This is a genomic window from Pantoea sp. SGAir0180, assembly GCF_043546245.1.
On sequence record NZ_CP028071.1, the window covers coordinates 2,689,287 to 2,709,217 of the forward strand.

Sequence of the window (19,931 nt, forward strand, 5' to 3'; positions counted from 1 at the left end):
AAAAAGGTAACGCATGCAAAAAACCATTTTGATAACGGGCTGCTCCAGCGGGATTGGTCTGGTCGCCGCCAAAGATCTGCTGGCACGCGGCTATCACGTCATCGCAGCCTGTCGTAAAGCCGACGATGTCGCACGGATGGACAGCCTGGGATTCACAGGGCTGCAGCTGGATCTGGACGATCCTGACAGCGTTGATCGCGCTGCCGACAGGGTACTGGCGCTGACGCATGGCCGACTGTTTGCGCTGTTTAACAATGCGGGATTTGGCACCTATGGTCCCTTAAATACCCTGACGCGCCAGCAACTGGAAAAGCAGTTTTCCAGCAATGTGTTCGGCACTCATCAGCTCACCCTGCGCCTGCTCCCGGCCTTAAAGGCCTGGGGCAATGCCCGAATCATTAATACCAGCTCGGTGCTGGGCATTATTTCGACGCCGGGCCGCGGCGCTTATGCGGCCAGTAAATACGCGCTGGAAGCCTGGAGCGACGCGTTACGTATGGAACTGCATACCAGTGGCGTGCGTGTCAGTTTAATCGAACCGGGTCCCATTCATACCCGCTTCACGGATAATGTTACTCAGGGCGAGCAGGATAATCCGGTGCAAAATCCGGGCCTTGCGGCACGTTTTACATTACCACCTGAGGCCATTTTACCCAAACTGCGCCACGCACTGGAGAGCAACCATCCTCGCCTGCGTTATCCGGTGACGCTGGTCGCGCATATCATGAGCCTGTTGAAACGTCTGCTGCCTGGCTGGATACTGGATCGCATAATTCGCAGTCAGTGAGGCGAATCCGCGAATACAACTTGAAGCCGGGTCGGTCGGCCCCATATTCTTTAAACATTTTCTGCAAAGAGACTTAGTCATGTCACCACACGCTTCGATTATCGACATTAACGAATCCAACCTGCATCAGACCCTTGAGCAGTCAATGCAGATTCCGGTGCTGTTCTACTTTTGGTCGGATCGCAGCCAACACTGTCAGGAACTGACGCCACTGCTGGAACGCCTGGCGCAGGAATATGCAAGCCAGTTTATTCTTGCCAGACTGGATTGTGACAAGGAACAACGGGTTGCCTCGCAGTTTGGGTTACGCTCCATTCCCACGGTTTACCTGTTCCAGAATGGCCAGCCCGTCGATGGCTTCCAGGGGCCGCAGCCAGAAGAGGCCGTGCGCGCCCTGCTGGAAAAAGTGCTGCCGCGCGAAGAAGAGCTAAAAGCCCAACAGGCGATGGCGCTGATGCAGGAAGGCAAACCGCTGGATGCGCTGCCGCTGCTGAAAGACGCCTGGCAGCTCAGTAATAAAGACAGCGAAATCGGCTTTCTGCTGGCAGAAGTGCTGATTACGTTAAATCGTAGCGACGAAGCTGAAACCGTCTTAAAGGCCGTTCCCCTGCAGGATCAGGACACCCGTTATCAAAGCCTGGTCGCGCAGATCGACCTGCTGAAACAGGCCGCTGACACGCCAGAAATTCAGCAGTTGCAGTCGCAGCTGGAAAGCGATCCGGACAACGCCGAACTGGCAACCAAACTGTCGCTTCAGCTGCATCAGGTCGGACGCAATGAAGAAGCGCTGGAACTGTTATTTAGTTTTATCAAACGCGATCTGAATGCTGCAGATGGCCAGGCGCGTAAAATGTTGCAGGAGATTCTGGCTGCATTAGGCACCGGCGACGCCCTCGCTGCACGCTACCGCCGCCAGCTTTACTCCCTGCTTTACTGAGGTAAGCAGAAAACGGGCCGAACGACTTGGCCCGTCACGCTGACAACCCGGAGGTTATATGTTCACGGTTATTCCCGTTCTTATCCTGGTCGCACTGGTCATTGTCTGGTCCGGCGTGAAAATTGTGCCGCAAGGTTACCAGTGGACAGTTGAACGCTTTGGTCGTTATACCCGTACACTGCAGCCCGGCCTGAGTCTGGTCGTGCCTTTCATGGATCGTATCGGGCATAAGATCAACATGATGGAACGGGTGCTGGATATTCCCTCCCAGGAGATCATCTCCAAAGATAATGCGAACGTGACCATCGACGCCGTCTGTTTTGTTCAGGCTATCGATCCGGCACGGGCTGCCTATGAAGTCAGTAATCTTGAACTGGCTATCCTCAATCTCACTATGACCAATATGCGCACCGTGCTGGGCAGCATGGAACTTGACGAGATGCTGTCCCAGCGTGACAGCATTAATACGCGCCTGCTGCATATTCTGGACGAAGCCACCAATCCCTGGGGCGTAAAAATCACCCGTATCGAAATCCGCGATGTCCGGCCGCCGCAGGAGCTGATCGGTGCTATGAATGCGCAAATGAAGGCCGAACGCACCAAACGTGCCGATATTTTAACGGCGGAGGGCGTGCGTCAGGCAGAGATTTTGCGCGCGGAGGGAGAGAAACAGGCCCAGATTTTGAAAGCGGAAGGGGAAAGAACGTCAGCTTTCCTTCAGGCAGAAGCGCGTGAGCGCCAGGCCGAAGCGGAAGCCCGTGCGACAAAAATGGTGTCGGACGCCATTGCCTCAGGCAATATCCAGGCCGTGAACTACTTTGTGGCGCAGAAATATACCGACGCGCTGCAAAAAATTGGCGAATCCAGCAACAGTAAAGTGGTGATGATGCCGCTGGATGCCAGCAGCCTGATGGGCGCCGTTGGCGGTATCAGTGAGTTGTTAAAAGAAACCCGTAGCGAGTCAACGCGCTGATGCTCAGCGAAATTGTGGCGCATCCGCACGGATTCTGGCTGACGCTGGGCGGCTTACTGCTGGCGGCTGAGATGCTGGGTACCAGTGGTTATCTGCTCTGGAGCGGGCTGGCCGCGATGCTGGTTGGCCTTGTAGTCTGGTTTCTCCCCATGAACTGGGCCGCACAAGGGATGCTGTTTGCCCTGTTCACACTGGTCAGCGTATTTTTATGGTCTCGCTGGCTGCGCTACCGCGAACGTCAGCAGCAGCCCAGTTCACTGAATCAGCGCGGCAGTCAGATGATTGGTTTACACCTGACGCTGGAACAGACGCTGCAAAACGGTATCGGACATGTGCGCATCGGTGACAGCAGCTGGCGCGTTCAGGCCGAACACAATTTGCCTGCCGGAACCGAAGTGGTCATCGTGGCCGTTGAAGGCATCACGCTACGTATTCAGCCACGTTTGCCGTCAGCCTGACGGCAGCAACCTGCCAGATCATTAATGATGGGGCAGTCTGCACTGTCGTTGCCCGGACAGGCTGCCGCCAGCGCCAGCAAACGTGCGCGCATGGCGTGCAACTCTTCAATATGCGCAGTAATCTCATCGGCTTTTTGCAGCGTACGCGCCTTCACATCGGCGCTGTGACGCTCAGGATCGTTAAACAGCGCAACCAGTTCGCGGCATTCATCCAGCGTAAAGCCAACCTGGCGCGCCTGGCGCAGCAGATTCAGCTCATCAAGATGATGCGTATTGTAATGCCGGTAACCATTATCCCCGCGCAACGGGGGCGTCACGACGCCCTTCTCCTCATAAAAACGAATAGCCTTGCTGGTCAGTCCGGTCTTTTTCGCTACGGCACTAATATTCATAATGGATTCCCTGCCCTTCCCCTTAACAGTTAGCGGGATGATGAAAACAACGTTTGCACGCTGCTGGCTTAATACTCAGTTTACCTGTTTAGCCTCTGCCTTATCACCCTGGTTTCACTTCACTATGTTGACCCGCTTTCCTGAGAAACTATAGCGCACATCACCCCGTTTCTGAGGTCTGAGCCTGCTCATCGTCAGGCTTCAGAGACCGCGCGTTGATTCCTGTTTCCCTTATGTTGCTTACGTTGGCAGCTCTTCCTCTGCCCCAGGCTGCTCGTGCACAAGCACGGCACTTAAATCAAAGCCATAAAAAACAGACATATAAATATTGTCAATGCGTAAAAATCTTATAAAATGCCGCCCATTTGTAACTGTTAATCACATAAATTAAGGAGTGATTATGGCTTTAGTCAGCTGCCCGGAGTGTCATAAGGAAGTAAGTGATTCAGCATTACGTTGTCCGTCATGTGCCAAACAGCTCAGAAAACCACGCCGTTCGTTCTTTGGCAAAGTCATCAAATGGGCTTTCATCCTGTTCAACATTCTCATGATCTACTGCCTTGTTGCCGGATTAAGTGGAAGCGGCGAGGTGGTCAACAACGCGGCTTCTGATGCGGAAAGAGCGGGTGCTGCGATCGGTGCCGGTTTAGGTGTCATGGCTATTGGCGGCATTTGGGTGATTGGCGACATTATTCTGGGCATACTGGTCCTCTTCACAAGACCGAAGGGATGATGGACGTCACAGCGGTGTTGTACAGTATTTTTTGCGTTAAATGCGCCAGTGCGTCACCCCGCGATAACGCGTAAAAAACCCTGTATCGTGACCATCATTAACGATTAAGTCTGACAGTGAAGCGGACAGGCCCTGAAGGCGCCCTGCTGCGCAACCCCGGCAAAGGCTCGCCGCTCAGATAATCCGATTCGGGTTAGTTGGCACACAGCTCGTCTGACGCCGAAACGATGCATAAAAGCCCCGCGGATAACCCGGGGCTTTTTGCTTTTCCACCCCCACCCGCGACACGGGCTGCACATTTTTTACCCACCCATTCTGGCATTCTGTCCCTTTTAACAGCCTGTATTTGACCTTCCCCTTGATGGAAGGTTTATCCTTAGTCACAGTCACTTCTGACTACTCACTCCGCCACACCAACCAAGGAGTCAACGATGTCAAATACGGTTATCCTGGCACTGGACGGATTATCCTGCGGCCATTGCGTTAAACGCGTAAAAGAGGCGCTTGAGCAGCGCGACGATGTTGAACAGGCCGAGGTCACCCAACAGGAAGCCAGCATTTCTGGCAGCGCCGAGGTCACTTCGCTCATCGCCACTGTCGAACAGGCGGGCTATCATGCAACGCTGAAACCTGAAGGCGCGTGCCCAAAGCCTGAGCCGTTGACAGCATCAGAGCCGCCGCCGGAGGCGCTGACAACGGAGTCCTCTTCCCTGCCGGCAACCGAAGCATTGCCTGCTTACGTCCTGCTTATTGACGGCATGAGCTGTGCCAGTTGCGTCAGCCGGGTTGAAAAAGCCCTTGAACAGGTTGCCGGTGTACAGCAGGCACGCGTTAATCTTGCCGAGCGAAGCGCGCTGGTCATGGGCCATGTTGAGCCACAGCAGCTGGTCGCTGCCGTGGATGCGGCCGGTTACGGTGCGGAAGTGGTTGACGACGAGCAGCAGCGGCGTGAAAAGCAGCAAACCAGCGCCCGTCGCGCCCTGCGTCGCTTTAGCTGGCAGGCAGGCGTCGCGCTGCTGCTGGGCGTGCCGCTGATGGTATGGGGCATGATGGGCGACAATATGATGCTCACTGCCGCGAACAGAACCACCTGGCTGGTCCTCGGGATGCTCACCCTGCTGGTAATGATCGGGGCGGGTGGCCACTTCTACCGCAGCGCCTGGCGCAGTCTCCTTAACCGCAGCGCCACCATGGATACGCTGGTGGCGCTGGGAACGGCGGCCGCCTGGAGTTACTCCTTCAGCGTGGTCGTCTGGCCTGACTTTTTCCCGCCGCAGGCGCGCCATCTCTATTTTGAAGCCAGCGTGATGATTCTGGGCCTGATCAATCTGGGCCATGCGCTTGAACAACGCGCGCGCCAGCGTGCCTCACGCGCCCTGGAACGGCTGCTGGATCTTACGCCCGCACAGGCCAATGTCATCACGGAACAAGGTGAGACGCTTATGCCCGTCAGCGCGGTAGAGCCCGGTATGATCCTGCGACTGGTCGCAGGCGATCGTATCCCCGTAGACGGCGAGGTACAGTCAGGCGAAGCCTGGTGTGACGAAGCAATGCTGACTGGCGAAGCGGTTCCCCAATCCAAAACACAGGGCGATCGCCTGTTTGCCGGTACGCTGGTGCAGGACGGGACCGTTCGCTTTATTGCGCAGGCGACTGGCGGCAATACCGCGCTGGCACGAATTATTCAGCTGGTACGTAAAGCGCAGAGCAGCAAACCTGAGGTTGGCCGTCTTGCGGATCGTATCTCTGCGGTCTTCGTACCGGTGGTCGTGGTTATTGCCTTGCTGAGTGCGCTGATTTGGTACCTGGTGGGTCCACAGCCCCAACTGGCCTATGCGCTGGTTGTGGCCACCACCGTCATGATCATCGCCTGTCCCTGTGCGCTGGGTCTGGCAACACCGATGTCGATTATCGCGGGCACCGGACGCGCTGCTGAATACGGTGTGCTGGTGCGGGATGCCGATGCATTGCAACGCGCAAGTCATATCGACACGCTGGTGTTTGATAAAACGGGCACGCTTACCCAAGGTGCCCCGCAGGTCACCGAGGTTATCACCTGGCAGGGCAGCACCCGCGATGCCGTGCTCTCTGCCGCTGCGGCACTGGAACAGGCGTCAGGGCATCCACTGGCGAAAGCTATCGTGGCAGAGGACGGCGCTGGCGAGAAGCCTGAGATTTCGCAATTTCGTACAATACGCGGCAAAGGGGTGAGTGGCATTCTTAACGGCAGACAACTTGTCCTGGGTAATGTCAGCCTGTTAAGCGAGCACGGTGTGGATTGCCAGGCGGCACAGGAAGAAACGGAGAGACTAACCCGCCAGGGCGCAACGCCGGTTTTACTGGCTGAAGACGGGAAGCTTACTGGCCTGATTAGCCTGCGTGATACTCTGCGGCCGGAGGCGGGTGAAGCGCTGCAACGGCTGCATCAGGCAGGTTACCGGTTGATTATGCTGACCGGGGACCATGAGAATACCGCCCGCGCTATTGCTGATGACGTGGGCATGGATGAAGTGATTGCGGGTGTTTTGCCGGAAGGTAAAGCCGATGCGATCAGCCAGTTGCAGCAGCAAGGCCGTCAGGTCGCCATGATCGGCGATGGGATTAATGATGCACCCGCGCTGGCTCAGGCGGATGTCGGCATAGCCATGGGCGGCGGCAGTGATGTGGCGGTGGAAAGCGCATCGATAACGTTGCTACGTGACGATCTGCATGGCGTGGCAGATGCCTTAGCGATTGCATCCGCCACACTCAGGAATATCCGTCAGAACCTGTTTGGTGCCTTTATCTACAACATTATCGGTATTCCGCTAGCTGCGGGCGTGCTCTATCCCTTCACGGGGTTGTTACTCAGCCCGATTGTTGCCGGCGCGGCGATGGCACTCTCATCGATTACCGTCGTCAGCAATGCTAACCGGCTACTGCGCTTCACACCGCGCAAGAAGCCTTAACGGCCGCCTCTGTTTTTCGCCGCCGGATCCCGCTAGCATGGTGTCTTTAACACAGTAAGGACAGGGAATGACTGCGAGCCTTTGGCAACGTTTGCGTAACTGGATGGCGCCCCTTTTTCCCACCAGCTACCGGTGGCCGGCCGTCGATATCCGGTCGGGAGCATGCCAGTTTCATCTGGTGGGAAGCATTCATATGGGCACGCGCGATATGCAGCCTCTGCCAGTGCGGCTGCTACAACAGTTGCAAAATGCCGATGCCCTGGTAGTGGAAGCGGATATTACTCAGGGCGGTTCGCCATTTGATGACACCGAAGTATGCCCGCCGCTGTCGGTGCGTATGGATGAAGGCACGCTGGCGAAGCTGGACGCGTTATGCAATGAGACCGGTTTGTCCCTGACGCAGTTTGATACGTCACCGGCCTGGCAAATTGCGTTGATGCTGCAGGCCCGTCAGGCCCAGCGGCTGGGATTGCGCCCGGATTACGGCATTGATTATCAGTTGCTTCAGGCGGCACGTTCACTGCAAAAACCCGTGATTGAGCTTGAGGGCGCAGACGCGCAAATCACCCTGTTAAAGTCGCTGCCCGATAACGGCATGGCGCTGCTGCAGGATACGCTGACGCACTGGCACACCAACGCGCGCATGTTGCAGACGATGGTGAGCTGGTGGCTGGAAAGCCCGCCCCGCGAACCGCAAATCGCCTTACCGGCGACGTTCAGTCAGACGCTCAATGACACGCTGATTAGCCAGCGCAACCGTGAGTGGCGCGGGCGATTACAAACGTTGCCCGCGGGACGTTATGTGGTGGCCGTCGGCGCACTGCATTTATATGGTGAGAACAATCTGCCAGCCCTGCTACGGGCGGAGTAATCAGGGATAAAAAAAAGAGAGCCGACAGTCATATCGGCTCTTCAAAGAGGAATGTGTTAATGATTTTAGTTATCGCTCAACAACCCAGTTGCTGGCGCGTGGCAATTCTCGCCTAAAGCACATTATTTCGCCACATTTATCTTTCAATAAAACGTAATAAGATTTTTCTGAATCAGAGGCCATTATGACGCCTGCGGTAAAACTGCTGGAAAAACAAAAAGTCAGCTTCACACTGCACCCTTATGAGCATGACGCAAGCGAAACGCATTTTGGCGATGAAGCGGTACGTAAGCTTAACCTGGACGCCCGCCAGGTCTATAAAACGTTGCTTGTAGCGCTGAACGGCGATGCAAAGCAGCTGGCCGTGGCGGTGACGCCCGTGGCAACGCAGCTTGATCTCAAAAAGGTGGCTAAGGCTCTCGGGGCAAAAAAAGCGGAGATGGCCGATCCCCTGCTGGCGCAGCGGATTACGGGTTATCTGATCGGCGGCATCAGTCCGCTGGGGCAAAAAAAGCGTCTGCCGACGGTGATTGACCACTCAGCCAACGACTTTGCCACGCTGTTCATTTCTGGCGGTAAACGCGGACTGGATATTGAACTCAGCCCGCAGGATTTGTCCCGTCTTCTGGATGCCCCGCTGGCAGACATTGCCCGACGCGATTAAGCCGGTTGCAGAGCGCAGAGTTCATCAATCATCCAGCGCCCGGCCGGGCCGGGCGGATGGCGGCGCGACCAGACCACTTCTACGGCGATGCGCTGCGGCCACCCGGCGACAGGCAATTCCTTTAAGACACCATGTCCAAACTGTTTCACCAGCCAGCGCGGCAAAATGCTCCAGCCAAAGCCCTGTTCCGCCATTTCAAGCAGCACATAATATGTCTGAGCAGACCAGGCCCGGCCCTGAAAAGTGGGGGCGCGGCGTTCGGTTCAGGTATTGAGACGAAGGTGACGAAGGGGGTCAAGCTGGCTTTCATTCACCGTCGCTTCCTGCGCCAGAGGATGATCCCGGTGCAGGTAAATCCCTAACTCAGCATCGACCTGCAGGCGGGCGACCGCGATGTCAGCCGGGAGCGTCGGCTGGGCACGAATCACGCCGATCTGCGCGCGCCCGGTTTGCAACAGTTCGACGACATCGTCATCTTCCGCCGCGATGCCTTCCAGCTCCACCTCCGGATAGCGCCTGTCAAATTGCCTGAGCAGGCGCTGATGGTAGTGCGTTTGCCAGAAGTCAGATACCGCCACGCTGAGCCGCGGTTCGATTCCCTCGGACAGGCGCGTTGCCAGCGCATCCAGTCGCTCACTGGCGGCAAGAATCTGCTGAACCTGCGGTAAGACGCGTCGCCCTTGTTCGGTCAGTTGCGGCTGACGACCGCGCCGGTCAAATAAGGCAAAACCCAGATCGTCTTCCAGGTTAACCACAGCCACGCTGATGGTGGACTGGCTTTTGTTTAAGGCGCGCGCGGCGGCAGAAAACGAGCCACTGGCTACCGTTTGCACAAAGGCTTCCAGGGATTCAGGAGAGTAACGCATGTGAACCATCGCTTTTATCGATAGATGATCATTTTATCTTAGCATGATGCCATGGGAAAATAGGCACCTGAACTAAGGAGACTGACATGCAAACCCATTCACTCACCGAGCGCATCTTACATGCCAGCCTGTTTGAAGGTCTGGCCATCCTCACCATTGCCCCGCTGGCAGCCTGGATGATGGATAAACCGCTGTTTCAGATGGGCGCACTGGCCATCATGTTGTCCACGGTCGCGATGCTCTGGAATATGATGTACAACAGCGTGTTTGATCGCTGGTATCCGCCTCGTCAGAAACGCAGTGCGTGGGTTCGTGTGCTGCATGCTCTGGGATTTGAGGGCGGCTTTATCCTGATAGGGCTTCCGCTGGCCGCCTGGATGCTGGAGATTTCGTTATGGCAGGCCTTTATGATCGAAGTGGCGTTTTTTCTGTTCTTTCTGCCCTACACCTTCGTCTATAACCTGGTGTGGGATAAACTGCGGTCGCACTGGTTCAACCGTAAGGCCTGCCGCGCCTGACAAGGCACCGGGGAGACGAAGCGCCTCCCCGGTGATTTAACGCGGTGCTGCACGTTCCCCGTTCCAGTGTTGTATCCATGCCAAAATCATTTTGGGATAACGACGCGCGGGCACCGTTTCTTTCGCGTCTTTCAATGCATCCTGGGCCGTTGCCGTCTGGTAAATCACCTTATCGCGAGGCACGTAGTCGCTGGCATTCAGCGGCGAATGTTTACTGACCCAGTCACGCAGCACCACGGCGTCAACGTTGCCACTGTTGACATAACCCGGATGTGAATCAATACGGGGATAGCCATCGCCGCCCGCCGCATTGAAGCTGTTAGTCGCCATCCGATAAGTTTTGGTGTCATCCAGCGGCTGTCCGTTGATCGTGACTTTACTCACGCCGCTGCCATTCGCGGTCAGACTGACATTTGCAAACTGGGCATAACCGCCTGAACCCGGTTCGATATTCGCCACCACCGCCAGATAGCGTTTAATTTCCGCCCCACTCAGCGTGACGGAAACGACCTGATTGGCAAAGGGTTGGACCTGGAGCAAATCGCGCCACGCTAAGGGCCCTGGTTTGAGCGAGGCCCGAATTCCGCCGCCGCTCATCACGGCGAAGTCGGCCTGGGTCGCGGCCATCTGCGCCCGCAGGATGAGCTGCCCGAGGCTGCTTTGCTGAACGCGCACGGTTTCTTTTTCGCCGGAAAACACCCCGTTGACGCGCCCGACATTCACCTGCAACGTCGCTTCAGCGCGTTTTTGAAACGGCGTCAGTAATTTCATCATAGCCGTGTTTTTGGGGATCTCTTCCTGCCAGGTCAGCCAGGATTCGCTGCCATCGAGATTTTTGATTTTATGTTTGAGGTTAACCGGGATGAGCTGATACGACGCCAGGGTAACCTCGCCATTGCGGTAGGTAAAATCGCCACGTCCGACATATTTTCCCCACTTTTCCGCCTGCATAATCCAGACGCCATTTTGCCGGTCAGGCTGACAGGGCTGACCCGGCTGGTAATCTTTGCGGCTCACATTCTCTTTTTCCATACAGACCGCGTCATGCGAATGCCCCCCTACGATCATATTGAGGGTGCCCGCAGGCAACCTGCGCGCCAGCGTCACATCATCAATCCCGTTACTGCCGTGTTTGCCGTCGTCATAATGACTAAGATGGGTCAGCGCCACGATCACATCCGGTTTTTCTTTGGCGCGTAGTTCAGACACAACCTTTACGGCTTCGGCTACCGGGTCACGGAATTCGATATCCGTTAACTGTTCAGGGTTGGTCAGGCGGGCGGTATCCGGCGTGATTAACCCGATAACCGCAATCTTCAGCCCCATGCGCCGGAACATCGCCCAGGGTTTAAACAGACGTTTACCTGTGCTTTTTTGATAAACATTCGCGGCCAGAAAAGGAAATTTGGCCCATTTTTCCTGTTTCCGCAGCACGGCGAGGGGTTTATCGAATTCATGGTTGCCCAGCGTCATGGCATCGTAACCAATCAGGTTCATGCCACGGATATCAGGTTCGGCATCCAGGGCATCCGATTCCGGCACGCCAGTGTTGACATCTCCGGCCGACAAAATCAGTGCACCACCGCCTTTGGCCTGAATATCGTAGCGTGCGGTATCTATTAATGTTTTTTGTGCCGCCAGACCGTACTCGCCCTGCTCATCAAACCAGAAATGGCCGTGCAGATCGTTGGTGTGCAAAATGCTGAAACGGTAACTCCGGTCAGGCACGGCAGCCTGAGTAAACAGTGATGAGAGCAACATCGCCCCGGTCAGACCCGCACCCGCCCATCGAGATAACACCACAGCCTCTCTCCTTTGAATAATGATTCTTGCCGATCGTCAGCGCCCTTTTGTGTCGCACATTCCCTGTGTTAACTCAAGTTTATCGCGCGTCGTCCGGTCATTATCGCAGGTTGTTCAGCGCAGGACAGGGTCTGATTTTGTCATCACTGTTATGCATGAAGGCGCAATGTTAAGCAGAAGGAACAATCAGCTTGTTAATTTTTAGCTACTTTCGCTGGTGTGATTCGCCCTGTGTTAAATTTATGTATTACTCTGTTTTTAACAGTGCATTTCGTCAAGATGGCCTTCGCGCGCGCAGACAAGGCTGGCTGAGCCAATGCTAAATAACAGACTGTTTTGTTTGCTGTTTTATCACCCGCTTTCATGCCATCAGGTCAGCCGCCTATCCGACCGCCCCGACGCACAGAGGCCAACGAAGCAAAGGGAGCAGGCAAATCGCTGCCTGAGTGCGGTTGTAGGCTGTTACCAACACATTTTCACCTCATTATCGTCACGCTTGTGTCATTTAGAATGAATAAACTCCTTCATGACCGTACGCAACAGACCGTTGTATCGACCCATAACTGCGATAAGTGAGAAAAACAGCCTTCATCTTGCACTTTTCGCCTATTTCCCTAATTTCTTTTGATAATCCCACAAATTATTCAGCGATGCCGCCTGATATGCATTAAACTCATTTGTTACAACCGGATACATTTACATCCAAGGAGACAGGCATGCATCACACCACACCGCTGATCACCACTATTGTCGGGGCACTGGTTCTGGCTTTCCTCCTTGGTATGCTGGCTAACCGGTTACGAATTTCTCCGCTGGTGGGTTACCTTGTTGCTGGTGTTATGGCCGGCCCTTTTACACCCGGCTTTGTGGCAGACACGAATCTGGCACCGGAACTGGCCGAACTGGGCGTGATTCTGCTGATGTTTGGCGTCGGTCTGCACTTTTCACTGAAGGACCTGATGTCGGTAAAGCGGATAGCCATTCCCGGCGCGATTGCACAGATCGCGGTAGCCACCTTGCTGGGAATGCTGATGTCGTGGGCGATGGGTTGGTCGTGGATGACCGGCCTGGTGTTTGGCTTGTGTCTTTCAACCGCCAGTACTGTGGTGTTGCTGCGTGCGTTAGAAGAACGGCAGCTGATTGAAAGCCAGCGCGGTCAAATTGCTATCGGCTGGTTAATTGTCGAAGACCTGGTGATGGTGCTTACGCTGGTCTTGCTGCCCGCCATTGCGGGCATGATGGAACAGGGCAACGCCAGCGCCAGCCTGGTGATCTGGGATCTGCTCTGGACCATCGGCAAAGTTGCCGCCTTTATGGTGCTGATGATGGTGGTAGGCCGCCGTGCGGTCCCCTGGATTCTGGCGAAAAGTGCGGCCACGGGTTCACGCGAGCTGTTTACGCTGTCTGTCCTGGCGCTGGCGCTGGGCATCGCATTTGGCGCCGTCGAGTTCTTCGACGTGTCTTTTGCGCTGGGTGCGTTCTTTGCCGGAATGGTGCTGAATGAATCGGAGTTAAGTCAGCGCGCTGCCCGTGACACGTTGCCGTTACGGGATGCTTTTGCAGTGCTGTTCTTTGTCTCTGTCGGCATGTTATTTGATCCCATGATCCTGGTGAAAGAGCCGCTGGCCGTGCTGGGTGCGTTGGTGATTGTCGTCATCGGCAAATCCGCCGCCGCCTGGCTGTTGGTTTCGCTGCTGGGTCATTCGCGTCGGACAGCGATGACCATCTCGGTGAGTCTGGCGCAAATCGGCGAGTTTGCCTTTATTCTTGCCGGTCTGGGCATTTCACTTGGCCTGCTTGATGAAGAAGGCCGAAATCTGGTCCTGGCGGCCGCTATCCTTTCGATCATGCTCAATCCGGTTCTGTTTACGCTGCTGGGGCGTTACCTCGCCAAAAATGAAACGATGGAGCAGCAGACGCTGGAAGAAGCGCTGGAAGAAGAACAAGAGATTCCTGTGGATGTCTGCAACCATGCGGTCATCGTTGGCTATGGTCGCGTCGGCAACCTGCTGTGTGAGCAACTGATCAAACTGAATATTCCGGTGGTGGTGGTAGAAAGCTCCATCCCGCGCGTAAAAGCCTTACGGGATCAGGGGATCAGAGCGGTGCTGGCGAATGCCGCCCGCGCCAATACCCTGGCGCTGGCCCGGGTGGACTGTGCCAGTTGGCTGTTAGTCACTATCCCTAACGGCTACGAGGTAGGCGAAATTGTGACGGCAGCACGACAGAAGCAGGCTGATATCGATATTATCGTGCATGCCCATTATGACGATGAAGTGGAGTATATTCTGGAGCGCGGTGCAAACCACGTCGTTATGGGTGAGCGGGAAATTGCCGCCAGTATTATTCAGAAGTTACAGGAAAAGCTAACGCTGCGGGAAGAAAAAACCGTCCGCGAAGGCCAGCACTAATCCATCCCAAACGGCTGTCGCCCCGCTGAACTCTCAGAGATTCAGCGGGGCGTCTGACTTGTCGGCCTTAACGATCCCAGTAGGACTCTTCCAGGCTGTCTTCACGCTCAGGCAAACCGCGCGTCAGTCGGGGCGAATGCTGATTCAGGACCTGATAGCTGACCCGGTTAGCATATTTGCAGACCTGCGCCAGCGACGAATAGGTCAGATAAGCACGCGCATGTTTACTGGAGTTAGGTACGTTGCGGCGATGGTAGTTATTCGCCGTAATGTCATGCAGCAACGCTGCCAGCGCGCCGTCCCCTGCCCCATTGGTATTCATGATCTTCTCCGGGCCGCCCATGTAAGGCGCGATGTGCGAGAAAATGCGTAACGGCTGCTGACAATCCTGTTTACGCATTGCGCGACTGAATTCGTACTGGTTGAATTCAGCAATCGCGCCCGGTAACAAAGGATGGTTGGTTTTACGCTTAAATTCGTCTTCGGTATAGCCCGCCATATATAAACCGGTCGGCCCTGCCGTGCACAGCACCAGATCCACCCACTCCAGCGCCCTGTCCGAGGCCAGTAGCGGGTCGGCCTCGCCCGTCAGCGCCAGCGCCTCTTCTTCGTTCATCGCCACAATCGACACGTGGTCACGCAGGAAATCACGCCAGAACTGAGGATTGTCACCTATCACGTGTTTCGTGCCTAACGTCAGCACCACCGGCACGTTGTGGCGCTTTGCATACTCGATAGCCTGCAGCGTCGCCTGTGGCATCGGTTCACCGTCTTTGCAACGCACCAGATACGAGGTCAGAACCAGCGCGGAAGCGCCCGCAATTACGTCCTCAGGCACACTTTCCGCTTTGAGCTGGTTCATCTGGCCAGGGCTAATCGCAAAGGTCCGATCGCCCTGATCGCCGATCAGGGTGAAACAGCGGCCAATCGCTCCGTCCACGCCCTGAAGATAGTTAAGATCCATGCGGCTCGACGTATTACAAAGGTAACGATACGCATAACCGCCAATCTGAATGTTATTGCACATCACGCCCAGCAATACGGAACGGTCGTCCGCCAGCACGGAGAAATTGTGCAGCGTGTTGCCAATCGTGCCGCCTGCGAACTGGTGAGTAATCAGTTCGTCACGCATCAGTTCAGCGTACAGCGCTTCTGCCACGGCATCGTCAATGACCAGCGAATGGCCGGCACTCAGACCATAGCGGACCAGAAAGGCATCATCGACTTTCGCTTCGATATCGACCAACGTCTGATCGATGCCCACTACCCAACTGCCGTCTTCGTTATCGAATGACGAGGACTGGAGAAGGGGATCGCGCGCGCTGACGGGAAAATAGTGTTTGGATTTACGTTTGCCGGGAAATTTCATGGTGACTGCCGTGAGGAAAAACAGGCAGAGAAGCATATCATATTCTCTGCGACGACTTTAACGCTGCGCGCGAATCCGTAGCACGCCCATCCCGCCCTGCCAGACTCCGGCGCATCTGACGTGTCAGCGTATATTCCTGGCAGGCCATCTGATGAACGCCGGGACGTGGCGCCTGCAGGTTCATGACAGCCTGTAGGAGGATGCAGCACGACTGCAATGCGGTTCCGTACCTGTCAGGCAGCAAGGGCCAGAAAACGGTCTGCGACAAGCGCGGCTGGCGTTCAGAGGACAACGAAGAAGGAAAACGCAGGAAAATATGGGTAGATTCACTACAGCAAAAGGGGCCAGTCGTACCGGCCCCTCTCTGCTTAGCCCAGAATTTTAGCCAGCTCTGCACTCACGTCGGACACATTACGTGTGCCGTCGATTTTGTGGTACTCAGTGTTACCCGCTTCGGCTTCTTTGCTGTAGTAAGCAATCAGCGGTGCGGTTAGCTGATGGTATTCCACCAGACGTTTGCGCACCGTTTCTTCCTGATCGTCTTTACGCGTGGTCAGCTCTTCACCGGTCACGTCATCCTTGCCTTCCACTTTCGGTGGATTGAATTTGACATGGTAAACACGGCCTGATGGCGCATGAACACGGCGACCGACGATGCGTTCAACGATCAGTTCATCCGGCACAGCGAACTCCAGCACATAGTCCACTTTGATACCGGCTTCTTTCATTGCGTCAGCCTGAGGAATGGTGCGTGGGAAACCATCAAGCAGGAAACCGTTTTTGCAATCTTCCTGGGCGATGCGCTCTTTAACCAGCGCAATCACCAGCTCATCAGTAACCAGCTTGCCGGCATCCATAATGGCTTTCGCCTGGTTGCCCAGTTCGGTGCTCGCTTTAACCGCTGCACGCAACATGTCGCCAGTGGAGATCTGCGGAATGCCGTATTTCTCCATGATGAATTGGGCTTGAGTCCCCTTACCTGCGCCCGGAGCTCCGAGCAGAATAATACGCATTGCGTAAATCCCCTTGCGAATCGCATTGATGAATCTGAGAAGCGGAAGAACATACCATTATGATCCGCGCACCACAAGGAAGGGGCGGATCAACGCAGATCAGTGTACTGACTTTAGCCAGCGATCGCAGTGCGCGATACCAGTGAAAAGGCATTTTCGGACTGGTAGCGGGTACAATGGGGCTTTTAAGGCGGTTGCGCAACAAATATGGGTGCCGGAAGGCAGGAAGGCTGCAGCCAAAAAAAACCGGTGAGGATCTCACCGGTTTCGTCGTCTTACGCCGTCAGCAGTTGGTTCATCCGACGGATAAACTGATTAGGATCGTCCAGCGTGCCGCGCTCTGCCAGCAGGGCCTGATCCAGTAACAGCTCAATCCATTCACCGAAGCGGGCTTCATCCTGGGTATCTGCCACGCGCTTCACCAGTTGGTGATCGGGGTTGATCTCGAAGATATATTTCACTTCCGGCACGTCCTGTCCTGCCGCCGCGAACAGTTTGGCCATTTGCGTGGTCATCTCGTTTGCATCGGTGGTCACAATCGCAGGCGTATCGGTCAGACGGTGCGTCAGACGGACTTCTTTCACACGTTCGCCCAGCAGCGTTTTCACGCGCTCAACAAAAGGTTCCAGCGCTTTTTCCGCTTCTTTCTGCGCTTCCGTTTCTTCGTCAGCCAGCTTATCCAGCGCTTCATCCGCTTTGCTGACGGACTGGAAGGCCTTACCGTCGAACTCGGTCAGATAGCTCATCATCCATTCATCGATACGATCGGACAGCAGCAGGACCTCAATGCCTTTTTTACGGAACAGCTCCAGATGCGGACTGCTTTTCGCTGCAGCATAGCTGTCGGCGGTAATGTAGTAGATCTTCTCCTGACCCTCGACCATACGGCTGACGTAATCTTCCAGCGACACGGTTTGCGCCGCGCTCTCGCTTTGTGTGGTGGCAAAACGCAGCAGTTTGGCAATCGTCTCTTTGTTGGCGTGATCTTCAGCGGGGCCCTCTTTCAGGACCAGACCAAACTCTTTCCAGAAGGTCTGGTACTTTTCGCTGTCCTCTTTCGCCAGCTTCTCCAGCATCTGCAGAACACGTTTGGTCAACGCACCGCGCAGATTCTGGGTAACACGGCTGTCCTGCAGAATCTCACGCGATACGTTGAGCGGCAGATCGTTAGAGTCAATCAGGCCGCGCACAAAGCGCAGGTAGTTCGGCATAAACTGCTCGGCGTCATCCATGATAAACACGCGCTGCACGTAGAGTTTCAGACCATGTTTATGGTCGCGGTTCCACATGTCGAACGGTGCGCGAGCCGGGATATATAGCAGGCTGGTGTACTCCTGTTTCCCTTCTACGCGGTTGTGGCTCCATGTCGCCGGATCGCTGAAATCATGGGCAATATGTTTGTAGAACTCTTTGTACTCTTCGTCGCTGATCTCTGACTTGCTGCGGGTCCACAGCGCCTGAGCTTTGTTGATTTTCTCCCAGGTCGTGGTGCCGCTTTCTTCATCTTTGGTTTCGATTTCAACCGGCAACGCAATGTGATCGGAGTATTTACCAATGATGTTGCGGACGCGCCAGCTGTCGAGGAATTCATCTTCGCCTTCACGCAGGTGCAAGGTGATTTCCGTACCGCGATCGGCTTTGCTGATGTCAGCGATGGTATACTCACCTTCACCTGCCGATTCCCAGAACACGCCTTCGTCTTCGGCGGCACCCGCCGCGCGCGTGCGCACCGAGACTTTGTCGGCAACGATAAAGGCCGAGTAGAAACCCACACCGAACTGACCGATCAGCTGACTGTCTTTGGCCTGATCGGAGCCCAGGGATTCCAGAAAGGCTTTGGTGCCGGATTTTGCAATAGTGCCAAGGTTTTCAATCACTTCATCACGGCGCATGCCGATACCGTTATCGCTCAGCGTGATGGTGCGGTTATCCTTATCGACAGAGAGACGCACGCGCAGGTCACCATCGCCTTCGTACAGGCTGGCATCAGACAGCGCGCGGAAGCGCAGTTTATCCGCCGCATCCGAGGCGTTGGAAATCAGTTCACGCAGGAAAATCTCTTTGTTTGAATAGAGAGAATGGATCATCAGGTGCAGAAGTTGTTTTACCTCTGACTGAAAGCCACGAGTCTCTTGTCCTTTCATGGTCATTGCTACCTCAACAGAATCAGATTTAACGAACGTTGAGGAGGATGTGGGGGTACATGCAGGATTTTCAAGCCGGCGTTTTTCACAACGCCGGCAAGCGTTTAAAATTTAATCTTCTGGCGGCCTGCCAGTGAGTGGGATAGCGTGGTGCCATCCACCATTTCCAGTTCGCCGCCCATCGGAACGCCATGCGCAATGCGGCTGGCTTCAACGCCATACTGGCCGCATAATTCTGCAATGTAGTTCGCGGTCGCTTCGCCTTCCACGGTGGGGTTGGTCGCCAGGATCACTTCCTGAATCGCTTCCTTCTCCAGACGCTGTTCCAGCCGATCGAGACCGATATCTGCCGGGCCAATGCCATCCAGGGGCGAAAGATGGCCCATCAGAACGAAATAACGGCCGGCAAATTGCCCGGTTTGCTCAATAGCATGGATATCTGCCGGACTTTCCACCACGCAGATCTGACCGTTTTGCTGACGCCGGGGATTGGCGCAGATAGTGCAGATTTCCTGCTCGGTGAAGGTGCGGCAATCGGCACAGTGACCGATTTCCGACATTGCCCGGGTCAGCGCCTGTGCCAGCCGCATTCCCCCACTACGATCGCGCTGTAGCAGTTGGAACGCCATCCGTTGCGCCGACTTCGGCCCAACGCCCGGCAAACAGCGCAATGATTCCATTAAGGACTCTAGCAGTGGGCTGGTTTGCATCAGAACGGCATCTTGAAGCCTGGTGGCAACTGCATGCCTGAAGAGACAGACGCCATTTTCTCTTTCTGCGCTTCATCAATGCGACGCGCCGCGTCGTTGAAGGCGGCAGCGATCAAATCTTCCAGCATGTCTTTGTCATCTTCCAGCAAGCTGGGATCGACTTCCACACGGCGGCAGTTGTGGGCACCATTGATGGTCACTTTGACCATGCCTGCGCCTGATTCACCCGTGACTTCCAGGGCGGCAATTTCTTCCTGAACCTGGGCCATTTTGTCTTGCATCTGCTGGGCCTGTTTCATCAGGTTGCCCAATCCGCCTTTACCAAACATAGTTT

The 19,931-nt window shown here is 55.4% G+C and carries 17 protein-coding genes and 1 pseudogene; 10 read left to right on the forward strand and 8 right to left on the reverse strand.

The genetic code is table 11. The annotated features are described in order from the left end of the window. Positions 1–13 precede the first annotated feature (13 nt). From C1N58_RS12795 to C1N58_RS12810, 4 genes are all read left to right on the forward strand, one after another. Positions 14–787: an SDR family oxidoreductase gene (locus tag C1N58_RS12795; RefSeq protein WP_033738720.1), complete on the forward strand. Its 774-nt coding sequence runs from the start codon at positions 14–16 to the stop codon at positions 785–787. A 79-nt stretch (positions 788–866) separates the two neighbouring features. Then, on the forward strand, positions 867–1,724 hold the full coding sequence (locus C1N58_RS12800; RefSeq protein ID WP_394564221.1) for a co-chaperone YbbN: 858 nt from the start codon (positions 867–869) through the stop codon (positions 1,722–1,724). Positions 1,725–1,782: 58 nt separating this feature from the next. Further along, positions 1,783–2,697, forward strand: a complete 915-nt coding sequence (locus tag C1N58_RS12805) for an SPFH domain-containing protein (protein ID WP_006117865.1) — start codon at positions 1,783–1,785, stop codon at positions 2,695–2,697. Next, positions 2,697–3,155, forward strand: coding sequence for an NfeD family protein (locus C1N58_RS12810; RefSeq protein ID WP_033738715.1), 459 nt, complete (start codon positions 2,697–2,699; stop codon positions 3,153–3,155). Before C1N58_RS12805 ends, C1N58_RS12810 begins: the two co-directional genes overlap by 1 nt. On the opposite strand, the gene cueR is transcribed toward C1N58_RS12810, so the two are convergent. Further along, the gene (gene cueR, locus C1N58_RS12815) at positions 3,131–3,547 is read right to left on the reverse strand and encodes a Cu(I)-responsive transcriptional regulator (protein WP_394564222.1); all 417 of its coding nucleotides are present in this window, start codon (positions 3,545–3,547) and stop codon (positions 3,131–3,133) included. The two genes, C1N58_RS12810 and cueR, sit on opposite strands and share 25 nt — an antisense overlap. Before the next feature lie 400 nt (positions 3,548–3,947). Here cueR and C1N58_RS12820 point away from each other — a divergent pair, with 400 nt between their 5' ends. The 4 genes from C1N58_RS12820 to ybaK all read left to right on the forward strand — a co-directional run bounded on the left by C1N58_RS12820 (position 3,948) and on the right by ybaK (position 8,763). Continuing rightward, the gene (locus C1N58_RS12820; protein WP_033738713.1) at positions 3,948–4,280 is read left to right on the forward strand and encodes a seryl-tRNA synthetase class IIa; all 333 of its coding nucleotides are present in this window, start codon (positions 3,948–3,950) and stop codon (positions 4,278–4,280) included. A 431-nt stretch (positions 4,281–4,711) separates the two neighbouring features. Continuing rightward, positions 4,712–7,228, forward strand: a complete 2,517-nt coding sequence (gene copA, locus C1N58_RS12825) for a copper-exporting P-type ATPase CopA (protein WP_394564223.1) — start codon at positions 4,712–4,714, stop codon at positions 7,226–7,228. 67 nt (positions 7,229–7,295) lie between these two features. Further along, complete coding sequence (locus tag C1N58_RS12830) at positions 7,296–8,099, forward strand: TraB/GumN family protein (RefSeq protein WP_006117911.1); 804 nt, start codon at positions 7,296–7,298, stop codon at positions 8,097–8,099. 184 nt (positions 8,100–8,283) lie between these two features. Then, positions 8,284–8,763, forward strand: a complete 480-nt coding sequence (gene ybaK / locus C1N58_RS12835) for a Cys-tRNA(Pro)/Cys-tRNA(Cys) deacylase YbaK (protein WP_006117912.1) — start codon at positions 8,284–8,286, stop codon at positions 8,761–8,763. Here the strand turns inward: ybaK and C1N58_RS12840 are convergent. Further along, positions 8,760–9,629 (reverse strand): annotated as a pseudogene (locus tag C1N58_RS12840) (LysR family transcriptional regulator). The gene ybaK and the pseudogene C1N58_RS12840 overlap by 4 nt on opposite strands. 86 nt (positions 9,630–9,715) lie before the next feature. On the opposite strand from C1N58_RS12840, the gene C1N58_RS12845 reads away from it, so the two are divergent. Then, positions 9,716–10,147 (forward strand): multidrug/biocide efflux PACE transporter, encoded by a 432-nt coding sequence (locus C1N58_RS12845; protein ID WP_394549830.1) that lies wholly within the window; start codon positions 9,716–9,718, stop codon positions 10,145–10,147. Positions 10,148–10,183: 36 nt separating this feature from the next. Here the strand turns inward: C1N58_RS12845 and ushA are convergent, their stop codons facing one another. Beyond that, positions 10,184–11,908, reverse strand: a complete 1,725-nt coding sequence (ushA, locus tag C1N58_RS12850) for a bifunctional UDP-sugar hydrolase/5'-nucleotidase UshA (protein ID WP_394564887.1) — start codon at positions 11,906–11,908, stop codon at positions 10,184–10,186. A 758-nt stretch (positions 11,909–12,666) separates the two neighbouring features. Between ushA and ybaL the strand changes: the two genes are divergently transcribed. Next, positions 12,667–14,361, forward strand: coding sequence for a YbaL family putative K(+) efflux transporter (gene ybaL, locus C1N58_RS12855; protein WP_205951349.1), 1,695 nt, complete (start codon positions 12,667–12,669; stop codon positions 14,359–14,361). Between the two features lie 67 nt (positions 14,362–14,428). On the opposite strand, the gene C1N58_RS12860 is transcribed toward ybaL, so the two are convergent. From C1N58_RS12860 to C1N58_RS12880, 5 genes are all read right to left on the reverse strand, one after another. Beyond that, entirely contained in the window at positions 14,429–15,730 is a 1,302-nt protein-coding gene (locus tag C1N58_RS12860) for an inosine/guanosine kinase (RefSeq protein WP_033738797.1), read from the reverse strand. A gap of 368 nt (positions 15,731–16,098) precedes the next feature. Next, positions 16,099–16,743, reverse strand: coding sequence for an adenylate kinase (adk, locus tag C1N58_RS12865; protein WP_394564224.1), 645 nt, complete (start codon positions 16,741–16,743; stop codon positions 16,099–16,101). Between the two features lie 275 nt (positions 16,744–17,018). Continuing rightward, positions 17,019–18,893, reverse strand: a complete 1,875-nt coding sequence (gene htpG, locus C1N58_RS12870; protein WP_033738700.1) for a molecular chaperone HtpG — start codon at positions 18,891–18,893, stop codon at positions 17,019–17,021. Positions 18,894–18,991: 98 nt separating this feature from the next. Further along, positions 18,992–19,597, reverse strand: a complete 606-nt coding sequence (gene recR, locus C1N58_RS12875; protein ID WP_006117920.1) for a recombination mediator RecR — start codon at positions 19,595–19,597, stop codon at positions 18,992–18,994. Next, positions 19,597–19,926 carry a YbaB/EbfC family nucleoid-associated protein gene (locus C1N58_RS12880; RefSeq protein WP_033738698.1) on the reverse strand — a complete coding sequence of 110 codons (330 nt, stop codon included), beginning with the start codon at positions 19,924–19,926 and terminating at the stop codon, positions 19,597–19,599. The genes recR and C1N58_RS12880 overlap by 1 nt, the downstream gene beginning before the upstream one ends. Positions 19,927–19,931 lie beyond the last annotated feature (5 nt).

What these genes read in the sequence shown, in the direction of transcription:
- C1N58_RS12795 (WP_033738720.1), top strand. Translation starts at nt 14, where the DNA reads ATGCAAAAAACCATTTTGATAACGGGCTGCTCCAGCGGGATTGGTCTG.
- C1N58_RS12800 (WP_394564221.1), top strand. Translation starts at nt 867, where the DNA reads ATGTCACCACACGCTTCGATTATCGACATTAACGAATCCAACCTGCAT.
- C1N58_RS12805 (WP_006117865.1), top strand. Translation starts at nt 1,783, where the DNA reads ATGTTCACGGTTATTCCCGTTCTTATCCTGGTCGCACTGGTCATTGTC.
- C1N58_RS12810 (WP_033738715.1), top strand. Translation starts at nt 2,697, where the DNA reads ATGCTCAGCGAAATTGTGGCGCATCCGCACGGATTCTGGCTGACGCTG.
- cueR (WP_394564222.1), bottom strand. Translation starts at nt 3,547, where the DNA reads ATGAATATTAGTGCCGTAGCGAAAAAGACCGGACTGACCAGCAAGGCT.
- C1N58_RS12820 (WP_033738713.1), top strand. Translation starts at nt 3,948, where the DNA reads ATGGCTTTAGTCAGCTGCCCGGAGTGTCATAAGGAAGTAAGTGATTCA.
- copA (WP_394564223.1), top strand. Translation starts at nt 4,712, where the DNA reads ATGTCAAATACGGTTATCCTGGCACTGGACGGATTATCCTGCGGCCAT.
- C1N58_RS12830 (WP_006117911.1), top strand. Translation starts at nt 7,296, where the DNA reads ATGACTGCGAGCCTTTGGCAACGTTTGCGTAACTGGATGGCGCCCCTT.
- ybaK (WP_006117912.1), top strand. Translation starts at nt 8,284, where the DNA reads ATGACGCCTGCGGTAAAACTGCTGGAAAAACAAAAAGTCAGCTTCACA.
- C1N58_RS12845 (WP_394549830.1), top strand. Translation starts at nt 9,716, where the DNA reads ATGCAAACCCATTCACTCACCGAGCGCATCTTACATGCCAGCCTGTTT.
- ushA (WP_394564887.1), bottom strand. Translation starts at nt 11,908, where the DNA reads ATGTTGCTCTCATCACTGTTTACTCAGGCTGCCGTGCCTGACCGGAGT.
- ybaL (WP_205951349.1), top strand. Translation starts at nt 12,667, where the DNA reads ATGCATCACACCACACCGCTGATCACCACTATTGTCGGGGCACTGGTT.
- C1N58_RS12860 (WP_033738797.1), bottom strand. Translation starts at nt 15,730, where the DNA reads ATGAAATTTCCCGGCAAACGTAAATCCAAACACTATTTTCCCGTCAGC.
- adk (WP_394564224.1), bottom strand. Translation starts at nt 16,743, where the DNA reads ATGCGTATTATTCTGCTCGGAGCTCCGGGCGCAGGTAAGGGGACTCAA.
- htpG (WP_033738700.1), bottom strand. Translation starts at nt 18,893, where the DNA reads ATGACCATGAAAGGACAAGAGACTCGTGGCTTTCAGTCAGAGGTAAAA.
- recR (WP_006117920.1), bottom strand. Translation starts at nt 19,597, where the DNA reads ATGCAAACCAGCCCACTGCTAGAGTCCTTAATGGAATCATTGCGCTGT.
- C1N58_RS12880 (WP_033738698.1), bottom strand. Translation starts at nt 19,926, where the DNA reads ATGTTTGGTAAAGGCGGATTGGGCAACCTGATGAAACAGGCCCAGCAG.